We start from the raw sequence: 14,908 nt of genomic DNA on the forward strand, positions 1-14,908 counted from the left end.
CGTTTCATCCCTTCTGGAGAAGCCCGAGGGACAGGGCGCTCGCCACCGTCATCTCCATCCCCGTTGCAGGGTCTCGATAGCGGTCGTTCATCGCGATCTCACGGCCGACGATCGCGCCCCCCGAGCTGGACGTGAAGCCCGCCCCCGAGAACTTCGACAAGTCGGCGCTGGTCACGCGCGCATCCACGTCGCCGATGTGCTTCACGGGGTTGTTGCGCTCCCGCTCCACCATGGCGCGGAGCTGGACTTCATCGGCGGAGAGGCCGGCATCGGGGGTGTCGTTCATGGAGTAGGAAGAGAAGTGTCCCATGTCAGGGAGCCTTTCGTGTTGATGTGTGGAAGAGGGTGCCCGTGGGGGCATGGACGCCCGTAGCGCCTCGCTGTGAGGGCTAGACGGCAGGTAGAGGATTTCAGGTAGGTTAGTGAGGGTGAGATGGAGCGGGGCTGTAGAGGGCGCTGTGAGGGGCTGTGAGAGGTATATGAATTTCATATACCCCTCCCTCCCGATCGTCACCGAAGCCTGCCCTTCAGCACGTCGAACGCAAGGCTCCGCGCCTCCCGTTCCTCGGCCGCGATGAGGCCCTGATGCTGATGTGCGACCGCCGCGAGCCGATCCTTCCCGGCTTCGCTCAGGTCCTCCTGACCGACCGTGTAGCTGCCCCGCGTGTCGATCTCGCTGAAGGCGCCATAGACCATCCAGCGACGGAACCGCTTGGCCTGTGGCTTGCGGCTGTCGAGGGCGAGGTCAGCGGCTCCTTCACGGGTGACGAGGGTGATGGCGTTGGTTCGGCCGGGGAAGAGGGAAGATGTCTCACTGTAATCCACCTCTTCCTTCAGCTCCGCCTTGCGCATCGTCCTCTTATGTTCGGCCGGGATGCGCCGGGCATGGTTGGCGATCTTGCCGCCGAGGCCGAGGGCCTTGCACACATCGGCGAGGGCGATCCACGCCTTCCCGTCGATTGTGACGTGACGAACGGTCACGCCTTCGAAGGCCGGAGCGAGTGCGGAGGGCTGGCCCGGAAGGGCTGGAAGGTTGGCGCTCATTCTGTGGTCTCCTTCGCGATGATCTCCGCCGCCGCTGCCGAGCACCATGGAGCCAACTTCGCCTGTCCCTGCGGAGAGAGCGTCTCCTGTCCGACTACGTAACCGCCCGTGGTCTCGATGCTGTCCGCCACAGAGAGCATCCACTCCTGAAACGGCCGCGCCTCCGGCTTCCAACTGTAGAGGATCGCCATATAGAGCCCGGCCTCATCCATGATGATGATGCTCGCCTCGCGGAGACGCGCACGGGAGAGCGCGCGGCGGTTCTCGACGGTCATCTCCGCCTTGGACAGGACGCGGTGGCTCTTCGGTTCAAGCCTGTCCTCTAGGAACCATGCGGCTCCCTTCCCGATCCCCAAGTCTCGGAGAACGTCCTTCACCGGGAACCACGGCTCGCCGTCGATCCACAGGGGTTGGTCGTGACGCCGAAGAAGCTGTCGCCGCTCATTCCGCGCTCTCCGCCTCAGAGCCAGCCTCAACCGAAGCCTTAAGCTGCACCGCATACCGCCCTTCGAAGTACCTCAGCCGCTCTTCCTGACGATCCACAGGTTTTCAGACCTCAGAGCAAAGAAGCCCAGGTCTATCGCGGTGCGGAGCTGCTCGCGGGTGCGCGCCGCCGGGCCGAAGGAATGGCGCCGACGGCAAAGTGCCCGTGCCGCCCGGATCGAGGACGCGCCAACACCGGCGAGGTTCGACGCTTTGGAGCTCGCCATCTCCACGGTCGCGCCGGTCACGCCGGCACTGGTCCTCTCATGTATGCATTTGCGGTCTGTCGAGCGGGGCGACGACACGGGAGGCAATCCACATGACGCGGGCGATCTCGTCGGTCATGTTGACGAGGGCGTGGCCCATCGTGCTGTCGAAGTAGCAGCCGTCGCCCACGTCGAGGACGGTCGGCGCATAGAATTCGGTGTGGAGCTCGACGCGGCCGGCAAGGACATAGATGAATTCCTCGCCGGCATGGGTAATGAGCTGGGGGAACTCGTGGGTGGAGCGCGCCTTGATCTCGGCAAGAAGCGGGACAAACTGGCGGTCGGCGATTTCGCTGCACAGCATCTCGTAGTCGTATTGCGCCGTGCGCACGACGATCCCCTGCCCTGCCCGCGTCACCGTCTTGCGGCCGTTGACGGAGAGACCGCGACCGCCGGAGACGAGATCGGCGAGATCCATGGCGAGCCCGTCGGCAAGACTGACCATGGTATCGTAGGTGGGCGACATCTGCCCGTTCTCGATCTTGGAAAGGGTGGAGATGGCGAGGCCGCAGCGGTGCGCGAGCTCGGTCAGGGAGAGCCCGGCGGCGGTGCGCGCCGCCCGCAGGGTGGCGGCTATCGACTGCCCGTTCCGCCGGCGCGGCACGAGGCGTGCGGGCTTCGCTGCGGGGGGCCCCGGCTCGACCATCGGCGCACGCTCCTTCATTCGGCCATCTGCAGGGATTTCAGCCGATCCGCCTCGGCCTCCGCAAGGTGAATACCGTTCCGCAGGGATTCGGCGCGGCGGGCGTGGCGCCGGCCGCCGGGCAGACGGCTGAGACCTGCCGCCCGCATCGAGGCGACAAGATCGGCGGCACGCAGCGCGAAGGCCGGGGTGCCGCCAAAGGCCGGATCAATCAGCAGGACGAACTGTCCGGTATGCGGGGTCTGCGCGCCGGGATGGGTGGACCAGTCGAACTCCGTCGAGAAATGGCCGCCAGTGAGCCCGGCGCAAAGCAACTCCACCATCATGGAGACGAGCGAGCCCTTGTGCCCGCCAAAAGGCACGAGGGACCCTCCGTCGAGAATCGCGGCCGGATCGGTGGTCGACGCCCCGTCACGATCGACGCCCATGCCGGGGGGCAGCGCCTGCCTCTCGCGCGCGGCAATCGACACGTCGCCATGCGCCATCGACGAGGTGGCCATATCGAAGACCAGCGGCTCCGCGCCCGCGACCGGAGCGGCGAAAGCGATCGGGTTCGTCCCGAAGATCGGACGCCGCCCCCCGTGCGGCACCGAGATCGCGAAGCTGTTGACGACCGAGAGCGCCACCAGCCCCTCTTCGGCGAAGGGTTCGACGTCAGGCCAGAGCGCGCTGAAGTGGTGCGATCCGCGGATCGCCAGCACGGCCGCGCCGGCCGCACGGGCCTTTGCGACGGTCAGTGCCCGCCCCGCTGCCAGCGCGGGCTGGGCGAAGCCGTTACGGGCATCAACCCGCACGAAGGCGGCACCCGCATCCTCGACCACCGGCTCGGCGCGCCCATCGACCCAGCCCGCACGGAGCGAGGCGACATAGCCCGCCATACGGAACACGCCGTGGCTCTCCGACCCGTCGCGCTCGCAGCCCGCGCAGTTTTCCGCCAGGAGCCGCGCAACCGCGGGGCTGGTGCCGTTTGCCAGGAAGATCGCCTCCAGCAGCGCGACCAGCGCGGGGTAGGAGTAAGCCTCGGGCACGAATTGCAACTCCTTCACGGTTCGGGCGCGCTAACCGCGCCCGAGCAATTTCCTATAGGAAATTGCACATCCCGCTCAACCTGCAACATTCAATCATTCCCGTACCGGCGGCATCTCCCACGCCGCAAGCGCCAAAATCTCGCACCGACGACGGCTGGATTGCCCGGATTCCCGCATTGCAATCGCCGAACATGTCGCCGCGGTGCCGGCAAGCATTGACAGCGACCGGCCGCCTTGCACTATCGGAAAATACTTTCCGACCATACCGGCACACGGCCGACTGCGGTTCCCGCAAGCCCGGCCCGATGGGCCATCCCCACCGCTCGCTCGAGAAGGAGTTGTCATGCGACACATGCCGTGGTTTCCCGGCTCCCGGCTGAGCGTCATTGCGCTTGCCTCCGGTCTCGGCCTCGCGGGCCAGGTGATGGCCTCCGATCTCACGGTCAACGCCAGCGTCGCGCCCTCGACGCTCGATCCCGCCTGGGCGTGCGGCCTGCCGGAGATCAGCTTCCTCTCCAATTTCTACGTCCGCCTTGTCGACCACGGCGTCAAGCCGGGGCCCGAGGGCACGTTGGAACGCGACTACTCGGTGGCGCCCCCGCACTCGCCGAAAGCTGGGAAATGAGCGCCGACGGCCTCACCGACACCTTCCACCTCAAGGACGGCTACAAGTTCGAGAGCGGCGCGCCGATCGACGCCGAGGCCGTGCGCTATTCGCTGCAGCGGGTGGTGGACATGGCCGGTTGCGGCCGCTTCTTCCTCACCGACGGCCATCTCGGCCCGGTCATCATCAAGGCGATCGAGGCCCCGATGCAAAAACCGTGGTCATAAGGCTCAACGCCCCGAACGCCAACATGCTCGGCGACCTCGCCACGCACGCCGGCTCGATCGTCGATCCGGCGATCGTCGAGGCCGACGGCGGGGTCACCGCCGGGGCTCCGAACCCCTTCATGGCGTCGCACGTCACCGCCTCCGGCCCGTTCCTGCTGAAATCCTACACCCCGAACCAGGGCGCGGTCCTGACCAAGAACCCGGCCTTCGGCGGCGAGGCGGCGAAGGCCGACACGATCGCCGTCAACTGGATCACCGCCGCCCCCACCCTGCTCCTGCAGGCGCGCACCGGCCAGGCCGACGTGACCCTCGATCTCTCGAAGCAGGCGGCGGCAAGCCTTGCGTAGAACCCCGGCACGCGCGTCATCGCCTATTCCGTGCCCTTCGCGCAGCAATTCATGATGCGCAACAACGTCGCCCCCCTAGGACAACCCCAAGGTGCGCGAGGCGGCGGCGCTCGCTGTCCCGTACGAGGACATCATCAAGAAGCTCGCCTACGGCTACGGCACCGCCTACTACGGCCCGATCCCGCCGAGCCTGCCCGGCTTCAACGCCGAGCTGTCCAAGCCCCTGCCCTACGACCTCCAGAAGGCCAAGGCGCTGATCGCGGAGAGCGGCCTGCCGACCCCGATCAAGCCCGAGGTGATGATCCAGGAGGGCGATCCGACCCAGGCGCAGCTCGCGACGGTCGTCCAGAACACCTGGAAGCAGATCGGCATCGACCTGTCAGGCAAGGTCGCGCCGGCGGCGGAGTTCCAGGAGCTTTCCCAGGGCCACAAGGTGCAGTCGCTGATGCGCCTCGACGGGCCGGGCGTCTTCGAGACCGGCCATTGCTGGGGCTACGATCTCATCTGCGGCATCTCCTTCAACCTCTCGGACATCTGCCTGAAGGACACCGCCCCCCTGATCACCGAGATGCGTGCCTCGTCCGATCCCGCGCGCCGCGGCCAGCGCATCGCCCTCGAAGGGGACGTCCCGAGCCCGATCGACCCGCCGTCGGGTTGCGTGTTTCGCACCCGCTGCCGCCATGCCCTGGCCGCATGTGCCACCGCGGTTCCCCCGCTCGTCGAGGTGGGCCCCGGCCATGCCAAGGCCTGTATCCGCGAGGACATACCTTGAGCCACGCGCCATCGCCTCACTGACGCGCCCGTCGTCCTGCCCGACGCGCGACATTCCCAAATCACGTGCGATCCTGAGAAGCGGATAGGCGCGACGCCGTGCGAAAACAGGTTGGGCCGGGCATGGAGTCCGGGGGAGCCCCGGGGACGGGCGCTCGAAGCCGGACCTTCCGGCGCCCCATGCGGCGGGGCCCCTTGTCCTTCCTCACCCCGGACTGAGCCGATGCAACTGCCGCCAGCGCGCCGCAGGGCTACCGGCTGACGACGCGCTGCGTCGCCGGCGATCGGTCCGGCGAGCCTCGGCGGCTCAATCTCGAACTCGGTCGCGGCAGGTTTGGCTGGACGCTCTGCCCCGGGCTCGGCCGAGCGGCTGGTCGCGGCCATCCGCCCCGACGCCGGGGTGACGCGTTCGCAATTGCGAAGACTGCCGCAGAAATCCAAAGATCATGTCCGAGAATCAAAAGTCATCGGCATGGAAGGCTTTCATAGTTCCGTCACGGGCAGTGGCCCGCGGCGGGATCGGGGGCAGCGACAATGGATGAGGCGGGAGAGACGGCAGGACGCGCCGCACCGCCCGTGGAGCCGGTATTCGACGGGCACAACGACGTGCTGCTGCGGCTCTGGCTCGGGGAAAAGCGCGGGATCGACCCGGTGGCGGCCTTCGTGGACGGCGAGAGCGTCGGCCACATCGACCTGCCGCGGGCGCGGGCGGGCGGCCTTGCCGGTGGCCTCTGCGCAGTCTTCGTGCCCTCGGCCGGCCGCTTCGCGCTGGCGGCGCCGGCGGCGGACGGCGCCTACAGCACCCCGATGGCGCCGCCGGTGGACCTCGCGACGGCCGCGGCGGCGAGCGACGAGATCATCGACATCGCGCTCCGGCTCGACCGCGCCGGCGGCTGGACGCTCTGCCGCTCGACGGGCGAAATCCGCGCGGCGATGGCGGCGGGCCGCTTTGCCGCCGTGCTGCATGTCGAGGGCGCCGAGGCGATCGGCCCGGACCTCGGCGCGCTGGAGCGCCTGCACGGCCTCGGCCTGCGCTCGCTCGGGCCGGTGTGGAGCCGGCCGAACGCCTTCGGCTTCGGCGTGCCCTTCGCCTGGCCCGCGTCGCCGGACTGCGGGCCGGGGCTGACCGGACTCGGGCGGGACCTGGTGCGCGAATGCAACCGCCTCGGGATCGCGCTCGACCTCGCGCATATCACCGAAGCCGGGTTCCGGGACGCCGCGGCGATCAGTGACGCGCCGCTGATCGTCAGCCACTCGAACGCCCACGCCCTGACGCAGGTCGCGCGCAACCTGACCGACCGGCAGATGGACGCGGTGCGCGACTCGGGGGGCATCGTCGGGCTGAACTTCGCCTGCACCATGCTCCGCCCCGACGGGCAGGAGAGCGCGGCGACTCCGCTCGCGGACGCGGTGCGCCACATCGACCACATGGTCGCACGGATGGGGATCGCTCACGTGGCGCTCGGCTCGGACTTCGACGGCGCCGTGATCCCCGAGGCGATCGGCGACGCGGCCGGCACGCAGGCGCTGGTCGCGGCGCTCCGCGGCGCCGGCTACGGCGCGGACGACCTGCGGCTCCTCTGCCGCGACAACTGGCTGCGCGTCCTGGGCACCTCCTGGCGCGAGAACGACGACCAAGCCCACCTCAACATCCTCAGCGTGGAACCGACATGACGCACCTGACCAGACGTTCGCTCCTGAAGCTCACCGCCGGAACCTGCGCCGCCGCCCTGATCGCGGGGGCCCCCGCCCTCGCCGCGACGCCGCCCGACACGCTGGTCGCCGCCTTCGCCATCGACGACATCATCAGCCTCGATCCGGGCGAGGCCTTCGAGCTGACCACCGCGGAGATCACCTCCAACACCTACAGCCTGCTGGTGCGCCTCGACCTCGCCGACACCTCGAAGGTCTCGCCCGACCTCGCCGAGAGCTGGACGGTCTCGGAGGACGGCAAGACCTTCACCTTCAAGCTGAAGCCGGACGTCGTCTTTGCCTCCGGCAACCCGCTCACGGCCAGCGACGTCGCGTGGTCCTTCGAGCGGGCGGTCAAGCTCGACAAGAGCCCGGCCTTCCTTCTGACCCAGCTCGGCCTTTCGGGCGACAACGTGACGGAGACGGCCAAGGCCGCGGACGCGCTCACCTTCGTCCTGACGGTGGACCAGCCCTATGCGCCGAGCTTCGTGCTGAACGTCCTCTCCTCCACCGTCGGCTCGGTGGTCGACAGCGTGCTCGTCAAGGAGAAGGCGAAGGCGGTGACGCCGAGCGCCGACTACAAATACGACACCGACTTCGGCAACGGCTTCCTGAAGACTGCCTGCGCCGGCTCCGGCGCCTTCATCGCCAAGGTGTGGAAGGCGAACGAGGCCGTGGTGCTGGAGCGCAACGACAAGTATTTCGGCGAGAAGGCCAAGCTCGCGCGGGTGATCTACCGCCACCTCAAGGAGAGCGCCGGCCAGCGGCTCGCGCTCGAGGCGGGCGACATCGACGTGGCGCGCAACCTCGATCCGGGCGATCTCGAGGCGGTCGCGAAGAACCCCGCGCTCAAGACCGACAGCGCCGGCAAGGGCACCGTCTACTATATCAGCCTCAACCAGAAGAACCCGAACCTCGCCAAGCCCGAGGTGCGCGAGGCGCTGAAATACCTCGTCGACTACGACGCCATCGGCAAGACGCTGATCAAGGGCATCGGCGAGATCCACCAGACGTTCCTGCCCAAGGGCCAGCTCGGCGCGCTCGACGAAAAGCCCTACACGCTCGACGTCGCCAAGGCGAAGGAGCTGCTCGCCAAGGCGGGGTTGCCCGACGGCTTCACCGTCACCATGGACGTGCGCAACAACCAGCCGGTGACCGGCATCGCCGAGAGCTTCCAGCAGACCGCGGGACAGGCCGGCATCAAGGTCGAGATCATCCCCGGCGACGGCAAGCAGACGCTGACCAAGTACCGCGCCCGCAACCACGACATCTACATCGGCCAGTGGGGATCGGACTACTGGGATCCGAACTCGAACGCGCAGACCTTCGCCTCGAACCCGGACAATGCCGACGACGCGGCGTCCAAGACGCTAGCCTGGCGGAACGCCTGGGAGGTGCCGGAACTGAACGCGCAGACCGCGGCGGCGCTGCTCGAGAAGGACCCGGCGAAGCGGGCCGCGATCTACGCGGGCCTCCAGAAAGAGGTGCTGGAAAACGGCCCCTTCATCATCGTCTTCCAGCAGGTCGAGGTCGCGGGCCTCTCCGGCAAGGTCGAGGGCTTCAAGCTCGGCCCGACCTTCGACACGAACTTCCTCGCCCCCGTCTCCAAGTCCTGAGGCGGGACGATGGCGGTCAGCGCAACCATGGACGGACCCGGCCGCCTCGGCCGCCGGATCCGGGGCGGCTTGTACGGCATCCTCGGCTTTCTCCTGGTCGTCGTCACCACCTGCCTCGGGCTTCTGGCCGTCACCTTCTTCATCGGCCGGATCGTCCCCATCGACCCGGTCCTCGCCGTCCTCGGCGACCGGGCGCCGGCCTCGGCCGTCGCTCGGGTCCGGGCCGAGATGGGCCTCGACCTGCCGCTCTGGCAGCAGTTCGCGATCTATGTCCGGCAGGTCCTGTCGGGCGACCTCGGGACCTCCGTCCTCACCACCAACCCCGTCCTCGACGACATCCGGCACGTCTTTCCGGCGACGCTCGAGCTCGCGACCTTCGGCACGATCATCGGAACCAGCCTCGGCATCCCGCTCGGGGTGCTCGCGGCGGTGAAGCGCAACTCGGCGACCGATCAGGTGGTGCGGCTCATCGGCCTCGCCGGCTATTCGATCCCGATCTTCTGGCTGGCGCTGCTCGGGCTCCTGCTCTTCTACGCCCGGCTCGGCTGGATCGCCTATCCCGGCCGCATCGACGTGGTCTATGAATATACCTTCACGCCGATCACCGGGCTCTTGCTCGTCGACGCGATCATTCAGCGGCAGTGGGACGTGGCGCTCGACGTCTTCCGCCACATCGTCCTGCCCGGTACGCTGCTCGGCTACTTCTCGCTCGCCTACATCAGCCGGATGACCCGGTCCTTCATGCTGAACGAACTCGGGCAGGAGTATATCGTCGCAGCGCGCGCCAAGGGTCTCAGCGAGCGGCGGATCATCTGGGGCCATGCGCTCCGGAACGCCGCGGTGCCGCTCGTCACCGTCGTGGTGCTGTCCTATGCCGCGCTGCTCGAAGGCTCGGTGCTGACCGAGACCGTCTTCGCCTGGCCGGGCCTCGGCTCCTACATCACCAACTCGCTGCAGAACGCCGACATGAACGCGGTGCTCGGCGGCACGCTGGTGATCGGCGCCGTCTTCATCGCGCTGAACCTCGTCTCCGACCTGCTCTATCGCACCCTTGACCCGAGGACCCGCACCCGATGACCGCGATCGACGCTCCCGCCGGGCGCCGTGCCTGGCTCCTGACCGACCGGCCCGCCTCGCGCCGGCAGGCGCGGCTCGGCAACGCCTACGCCACGTGGCTGCGCTTTCAGGACAACCGGCTCGCCGTTCTCGGCCTCGCGATCATCCTGGCCCTGATCGTGGTCGCGCTCTTCGCCCCCGTCCTCGCGCCGCATTCGCCGGTCGAGGGCGACCTCGCCAACGCCCGGCTGCTGCCGCCGGGCACCCCCGGCCACCTCCTCGGCACCGACGATCTCGGCCGCGACATCCTCTCCCGCCTGATCTTCGGCTCGCGGATCACCCTCGCCGTGGTGCTCCTCGTCGCGGTCATCGCGGCACCCGTCGGGCTCCTCGTCGGGACGGTCGCGGGCTATGCCGGCGGCTGGGTCGACGCGGTGCTGATGCGGGTCACCGACATCTTCCTCGCCCTGCCGAAGCTCGTGCTGGCACTCGCCTTCGTCGCGGCGCTCGGCCCCGGCATCGAGAATGCGATCATCGCCATCGCCGTCACCTCCTGGCCGCCCTATGCCCGCATCGCCCGTGCCGAGACGCTCGGCGTGCGCAACTCGGACTATATCGCCGCGGTGCGGCTGATGGGGGCCTCGCCGGGGCGGATCGTGCTGCGCCACGTTGTGCCGATGTGCCTGTCGTCGCTGATCGTGCGGGTGACGCTCGACATGGCCGGCATCATCCTGACCGCGGCCGGCCTCGGCTTCCTCGGGCTCGGCGCGCAGCCGCCGCTGCCGGAATGGGGGGCGATGATCGCCTCGGGGCGACGCTTCATCCTCGACCAGTGGTGGGTCGCGACCATGCCCGGCATCGCGATCTTCGTCGTCAGCCTCGGCTTCAACCTGCTCGGCGACGGCCTGCGCGACGCGCTCGACCCGCGGGAGGCCGGGCGATGACCGCGCCCCTCCTCGCGGTGCAAAACCTCCGTGTCACCTATCCTGGCCGCGAGCGTCCGGTGCAGGCGGTGCGGGGCGTGAGCTTCACCCTCGGGCGCGAGCGGCTCGGGATCGTCGGCGAGAGCGGTTCGGGCAAGTCGCAGACCGGCCGCGCGATCATGGGCCTGACCCCGCCCCAGGCCGAGGTGACCGCCGACGCGCTCGACTTCGCCGGGATCGACCTCCTGACCGCACCACCCCGCACCCGGCGCGCGCTGCGCGGCGGGCGGATCGCGATGGTTCTGCAGGATCCGAAATACTCGCTCAACCCGGTGATGAGCATCGGCCGGCAGATCGTCGAGACCCTGACGACCCACCGCCCGATGCCGCGCAAGGCCGCGCGGCAGGCGGCGCTCGACATGCTGGCGGCCGTGCAGATCCGCGATCCCGAGCGGGTGTTCGCCCTCTATCCTCACGAGGTCTCGGGCGGCATGGGCCAGCGGGCGATGATCGCGATGATGCTTGTCGCCGGGCCGGAACTGCTGATCGCCGACGAGCCGACCTCGGCGCTCGACGTGACCATGCAGCTCGACGTGCTCGGCATTCTCGATCGCCTGGTGCGCGAGCGCGGGATGGGGCTGATCTTCGTCAGCCACGACCTGCGCCTCGTCTCGTCCTTCTGCGACCGGGTGCTCGTCATGTATGCGGGCCGGGTGGTGGAGGAACTCGCCTCCGGCGACCTCGCCCACGCGCGGCATCCCTACACCCGCGGGCTGCTGAACTGCATGCCGAAGATCGGCGAGGACCGGCACCCGCTGCCGGTGCTCGACCGCAAGCCGGAGTGGGCGCAATGACCGATCTCGTGAACGTCGCGAACCTCGAGGTCCGCTTCGATCTCCACCGCGCCCTCGACGACGTCTCGATCACCGTGGGCCGCGGCCGGTCCTTCGGCCTCGTCGGCGAGAGCGGCTCGGGCAAGTCGACGCTGCTCCGGGCGATAATGGGCCTCGCCCCCGTCTCGGCGGGGACGATCGTGATCGACGGCGAGCCCGTCACAGGCGCGCGGCGCCGGCCCGACTTCTTCCGCAAGGTGCAGATGGTCTTCCAGGACCCGTATGGCTCGCTGCACCCGCGCCAGACGGTCGACCGCCAGCTCCTGGAGCCGCTGGCGATCCATGGGGTCGAGGACAGCGAGCGGCGCATCCGCCATGCGCTCGAAGAGGTGGGGCTCGGGGCCGCCTTCCGCTTCCGCTATCCGCACCAGATGTCGGGCGGCCAGCGCCAGCGCATCGCCATCGCCCGCGCGCTGATCCTCGAGCCCGCGGCGCTGCTCCTCGACGAGCCGACCTCGGCGCTCGACGCGAGCGTGCAGGCGGAGGTTCTGAACCTGCTCGAACAGGTCCGGCGCGACCGCGGCCTCACCTACCTGATGGTCAGCCACGACCTCGGCGTCGTCACCCACATGTGCGACCGGCTCGCGGTGATGCGGGGCGGCAAGGTGGTCGAGGAACTGACCGCCGACCAGCTGGCGCGGCGCGAGGTGACGCAGGATTATACCCGGACGCTACTCGCCGCGAGCGAGGGCTTCGTCCGCGCCGCCTGAGACCCCGGCCCCGCCGGAGCGCCGGAGGCTCGACGGCGGGGCACCGTAGCGCGCCTTGAACGAGGTCGCGAAATGGGCGCAGTCGGCGAAGCCGGTCTGGTAGGCGATCTCGGTCATCGACAGGCTGCTGTGCAAGACCAGCCAGTGGGCGCAGCGCAGCCGCGTCTCGATGATGAACCGCTTCGGCGTCACGCCGAGGTTGTCGCGGAACAGCCGCGTCAGTTGCCGCCCTCCGAGGCCGACGTGGCGCGCCACCGTGTCGAGGGTGACGTCCTGGCCCATCCGGCTCTCGATCAGCACCACCGCCCGCTGGATCCGCGCGTCCTCGATGCGGCGGAAGCCGGAGGCGCGGGCCTTCTCGAACACCCCGACCTCCGGCCGCTGCACGACGCTGAGCTGGTGGACCGCCTTCGCCGCCCGGTCGGCCCCGCAGTGCCGGCCGATCGAGCTCGGTCATCAGGCTGAGGATCGAGACGCCGCCCGGTACGGTGATCCGGGACCCGTCGATCAGGAAATCCTCGCGCACCACCGCGCGCAGCCCCGGAAACGCCTTGCGAAAGTCGTCGCGGTGAAAGGGGTGGACCGCGACGCGGGCGTCGGAGAGCAGCCCCTCCTCCGCCAGCACGAACGCTCCGGTGCAGGCGCCGATCAGCGGCACGCCCGCCGCCGCCGCCGCGCGCAGGTAGTCGCGGTGGCGCGACGGCGCCCGGTGAAGCTGCGGCAGCAGCCCGCCGATGACGGCGACATAGTCGAAGTCCGTGGGGTTGAGATAAGGCCGGTCCGCCGGCACCGCGAGCCCGCAGCTCGCGACAGCGACATGGCCGGCATCGCCCATCACCGGCCAGCGGCAGTGGATCGGACGCGAGTGGTCGGCGAAATCCGCGGCATGGCGCAGCGGCTCGACGATGCCGGCCAGCGACATCATCGGAAAGCCGGGCCAGAGCAGGATGCCGACCGAGAAGCTCCGGCCGCGCCTCGTGACCGCCCGTCAGGCGGCGGGACCGGATCTCGTCGAGCCAGCCGATATGGCCCTCGCCTTCGCCGAACTCACCGCCGACCGCCCCCGCGGCGCGACCACCGATCGTCTCCACCCCGATCCCGCCGTCACGTTCCAGCATCGCCTCATGGTCGCACGGCCCCCGGAGAGATGACAAGGGAGCCCCCTGACGAGGACCAGGCCCTGCGCCGCCTCGGCGTGGAAAAGCCCTCCTTCCGCAGCGTGGCGCTTCGAGTTGAGACTTCCTTGCACAGCCGCAGAATCCCGCCGCCACAGGACTGAAGGCGATGGTCGCTCTCGACCGGCCGCACACCCTCGATCGGGCTCGGCCCGAGCCGCGTTCTCGCAATTGCGGGGTCGCACAGGTCTTCCGTATGGTCGCACGGAGGGCGAAGCGTCGAGAGGACGTCATGCACTTTTCCATGTGGAGCTATCCCTGGGACGTTCAGGATCAAGGAGTCTCGGCCTTTGCCGACGAGCTGAGAGATCGGGCCGGCATGAACGCCGTCAGCCTGGCCACGTCCTATCATGCGGGGCGCTTCCTGCAGCCGCGGAGCCCTGGGCAGAAGGCGTACTTTCCTGAGGACGGCACGGTCTATTTCCGCCCGGACGCGGCGCTTTGGGCGGGGAAGGCGATCCGGCCGCTGATGGCGCGGAATGTCGCGGAGCGTGGCGACTTGCTGGAGAGCCTGACCCGGCTGCGCGGCGAGACCGGGCTCGGGGTGTCGTGCTGGACGGTGTGCCTGCACAACAGCCGGCTCGGCGGGCTGCATCCCGGGCACGTGACGCGGAACGCCTTCGGGAACGCGAACTATTACAACCTCTGCCCGTCGAGCCCGGCGGCCCGGGACTACGTCGTGACGCTGGTCAGGGACATCACCACGAACTATCGGCCGGACATGCTCGAGCTCGAGAGCCCGAACTTCATGGGCTTCGCGCATGAGTACCACCACGAGAAGGATGGTGTCGGGCTGAACGCGGAGGACGATTTCCTGCTGTCGCTGTGCTTCTGCGAGCACTGTGCGGCGCGCGCGCGCGAGGCCGGGGTTCCGGTCGAGGCGGCTCGCCGGACCGTGGCGCGGCTCATCGCCGCGCTTTGCGAGCGGGCCGTTCCGGAAGTGCAGTTTCCCGAGTTCCCGGCGGCCGGGATCGACGCCTTCCGCGGGCATCCGGAGCTTCACGCGTTTCTGGCGTGGCGGACGGAGCCGGTGACGACCCTGATCGGGGAGATCAAGGCGGCGGCCGACCCCGCGACGCGGATCGTGCTCATCGACCTGAAGGATGGCTGGCTCGGCGGGGTCGATCTGGCGGCGGTGGGGCGGCTCTGCGACGGCGCGATCCTGTGCTGCTACGACGCGACGCCGGAAGCGGTGGCGGAGGTCATCGCGTCGGGGCGGGCGGCGCTCGGGCCGGGCAAGTTCCTCGGCGTGGGGCTGCGGGTCTTCTATCCCGAGGTCGACGGGCCGGACATCCTCGTCGCCCGGGTGCGGGCCGCGATCGCGGCCGGTGCGGAGGGCGTCAACTTCTACAACTATGGACTGATCCCGGCGCCGCGGCTCGACTGGGTGAGGGCGGCCGCGGATGCCGCGACGGAGACGTAGGCGCCCG

19 protein-coding genes and 1 pseudogene are annotated in these 14,908 nt (G+C 69.1%); 12 read left to right on the forward strand and 8 right to left on the reverse strand.

Features of this window, described 5'->3' with window-relative positions; all coding sequences use genetic code 11:
• Positions 1 to 4: 4 nt before the first annotated feature.
• The 6 genes from QM699_RS11660 to QM699_RS11685 all read right to left on the reverse strand — a co-directional run bounded on the left by QM699_RS11660 (position 5) and on the right by QM699_RS11685 (position 3,464).
• Positions 5 to 310: a hypothetical protein gene (locus tag QM699_RS11660; RefSeq protein WP_415011275.1), complete on the reverse strand. Its 306-nt coding sequence runs from the start codon at positions 308 to 310 to the stop codon at positions 5 to 7.
• Positions 311 to 510: 200 nt separating this feature from the next.
• On the reverse strand, positions 511 to 1,092 hold the full coding sequence (locus QM699_RS11665) for a Bro-N domain-containing protein (RefSeq protein ID WP_415011276.1): 582 nt from the start codon (positions 1,090 to 1,092) through the stop codon (positions 511 to 513).
• Positions 1,041 to 1,544 carry a BRO family protein gene (locus QM699_RS11670; protein ID WP_415011277.1) on the reverse strand — a complete coding sequence of 168 codons (504 nt, stop codon included), beginning with the start codon at positions 1,542 to 1,544 and terminating at the stop codon, positions 1,041 to 1,043. The genes QM699_RS11665 and QM699_RS11670 overlap by 52 nt, the downstream gene beginning before the upstream one ends.
• Positions 1,545 to 1,562: 18 nt before the next feature.
• Positions 1,563 to 1,775, reverse strand: coding sequence for a hypothetical protein (locus tag QM699_RS11675; protein ID WP_415011278.1), 213 nt, complete (start codon positions 1,773 to 1,775; stop codon positions 1,563 to 1,565).
• Between the two features lie 16 nt (positions 1,776 to 1,791).
• A complete protein-coding gene (locus QM699_RS11680) occupies positions 1,792 to 2,457 on the reverse strand; it encodes a helix-turn-helix domain-containing protein (RefSeq protein WP_415011279.1) in 666 nt (221 codons plus the stop codon).
• Positions 2,454 to 3,464, reverse strand: a complete 1,011-nt coding sequence (locus QM699_RS11685; RefSeq protein WP_415011280.1) for an Ldh family oxidoreductase — start codon at positions 3,462 to 3,464, stop codon at positions 2,454 to 2,456. Before QM699_RS11685 ends, QM699_RS11680 begins: the two co-directional genes overlap by 4 nt.
• Positions 3,465 to 3,807: 343 nt before the next feature.
• Here QM699_RS11685 and QM699_RS11690 point away from each other — a divergent pair, with 343 nt between their 5' ends.
• The 10 genes from QM699_RS11690 (at position 3,808) to QM699_RS11735 (ending at position 12,303) form a co-directional block, all read left to right on the forward strand.
• On the forward strand, positions 3,808 to 4,089 hold the full coding sequence (locus tag QM699_RS11690; RefSeq protein ID WP_415011281.1) for a hypothetical protein: 282 nt from the start codon (positions 3,808 to 3,810) through the stop codon (positions 4,087 to 4,089).
• Positions 4,086 to 4,295 (forward strand): ABC transporter substrate-binding protein, encoded by a 210-nt coding sequence (locus QM699_RS11695; protein ID WP_415011282.1) that lies wholly within the window; start codon positions 4,086 to 4,088, stop codon positions 4,293 to 4,295. The genes QM699_RS11690 and QM699_RS11695 overlap by 4 nt, the downstream gene beginning before the upstream one ends.
• Positions 4,286 to 4,642: an ABC transporter substrate-binding protein gene (locus tag QM699_RS11700; protein WP_415011283.1), complete on the forward strand. Its 357-nt coding sequence runs from the start codon at positions 4,286 to 4,288 to the stop codon at positions 4,640 to 4,642. Before QM699_RS11695 ends, QM699_RS11700 begins: the two co-directional genes overlap by 10 nt.
• Before the next feature lie 91 nt (positions 4,643 to 4,733).
• Positions 4,734 to 5,414 (forward strand): oligopeptide/dipeptide ABC transporter ATP-binding protein, encoded by a 681-nt coding sequence (locus QM699_RS11705; protein ID WP_415011284.1) that lies wholly within the window; start codon positions 4,734 to 4,736, stop codon positions 5,412 to 5,414.
• Between the two features lie 533 nt (positions 5,415 to 5,947).
• Positions 5,948 to 7,087 carry a dipeptidase gene (locus QM699_RS11710; protein ID WP_415011285.1) on the forward strand — a complete coding sequence of 380 codons (1,140 nt, stop codon included), beginning with the start codon at positions 5,948 to 5,950 and terminating at the stop codon, positions 7,085 to 7,087.
• Positions 7,084 to 8,721, forward strand: coding sequence for an ABC transporter substrate-binding protein (locus QM699_RS11715; protein WP_415011286.1), 1,638 nt, complete (start codon positions 7,084 to 7,086; stop codon positions 8,719 to 8,721). The genes QM699_RS11710 and QM699_RS11715 overlap by 4 nt, the downstream gene beginning before the upstream one ends.
• A 9-nt stretch (positions 8,722 to 8,730) precedes the next feature.
• Positions 8,731 to 9,798: an ABC transporter permease gene (locus tag QM699_RS11720; protein WP_415011287.1), complete on the forward strand. Its 1,068-nt coding sequence runs from the start codon at positions 8,731 to 8,733 to the stop codon at positions 9,796 to 9,798.
• Entirely contained in the window at positions 9,795 to 10,721 is a 927-nt protein-coding gene (locus QM699_RS11725; protein WP_415011288.1) for an ABC transporter permease, read from the forward strand. The genes QM699_RS11720 and QM699_RS11725 overlap by 4 nt, the downstream gene beginning before the upstream one ends.
• Positions 10,718 to 11,554, forward strand: coding sequence for an ABC transporter ATP-binding protein (locus QM699_RS11730; RefSeq protein WP_415011289.1), 837 nt, complete (start codon positions 10,718 to 10,720; stop codon positions 11,552 to 11,554). The genes QM699_RS11725 and QM699_RS11730 overlap by 4 nt, the downstream gene beginning before the upstream one ends.
• Complete coding sequence (locus tag QM699_RS11735) at positions 11,551 to 12,303, forward strand: ABC transporter ATP-binding protein (protein ID WP_415011290.1); 753 nt, start codon at positions 11,551 to 11,553, stop codon at positions 12,301 to 12,303. Before QM699_RS11730 ends, QM699_RS11735 begins: the two co-directional genes overlap by 4 nt.
• On the opposite strand, the gene QM699_RS11740 is transcribed toward QM699_RS11735, so the two are convergent.
• Both QM699_RS11740 and QM699_RS11745 read right to left on the reverse strand, forming a co-directional pair.
• Positions 12,265 to 12,669 carry a helix-turn-helix domain-containing protein gene (locus QM699_RS11740; protein WP_415011291.1) on the reverse strand — a complete coding sequence of 135 codons (405 nt, stop codon included), beginning with the start codon at positions 12,667 to 12,669 and terminating at the stop codon, positions 12,265 to 12,267. The two genes, QM699_RS11735 and QM699_RS11740, sit on opposite strands and share 39 nt — an antisense overlap.
• Positions 12,670 to 12,805: 136 nt before the next feature.
• Positions 12,806 to 13,228 (reverse strand): annotated as a pseudogene (locus tag QM699_RS11745) (AraC family transcriptional regulator); the annotation flags it as partial.
• On the opposite strand from QM699_RS11745, the gene QM699_RS11750 reads away from it, so the two are divergent.
• The gene (locus tag QM699_RS11750) at positions 13,209 to 13,454 is read left to right on the forward strand and encodes a hypothetical protein (protein WP_415011292.1); all 246 of its coding nucleotides are present in this window, start codon (positions 13,209 to 13,211) and stop codon (positions 13,452 to 13,454) included. The pseudogene QM699_RS11745 and the gene QM699_RS11750 sit on opposite strands and share 20 nt — an antisense overlap.
• 256 nt (positions 13,455 to 13,710) lie before the next feature.
• Positions 13,711 to 14,901 (forward strand): hypothetical protein, encoded by a 1,191-nt coding sequence (locus QM699_RS11755; RefSeq protein ID WP_415011293.1) that lies wholly within the window; start codon positions 13,711 to 13,713, stop codon positions 14,899 to 14,901.
• The last annotated feature ends 7 nt before the right edge of the window (positions 14,902 to 14,908 follow it).

It is taken from the genome of Amaricoccus sp. (genome assembly GCF_047602525.1).
Classification (GTDB): domain Bacteria; phylum Pseudomonadota; class Alphaproteobacteria; order Rhodobacterales; family Rhodobacteraceae; genus Amaricoccus.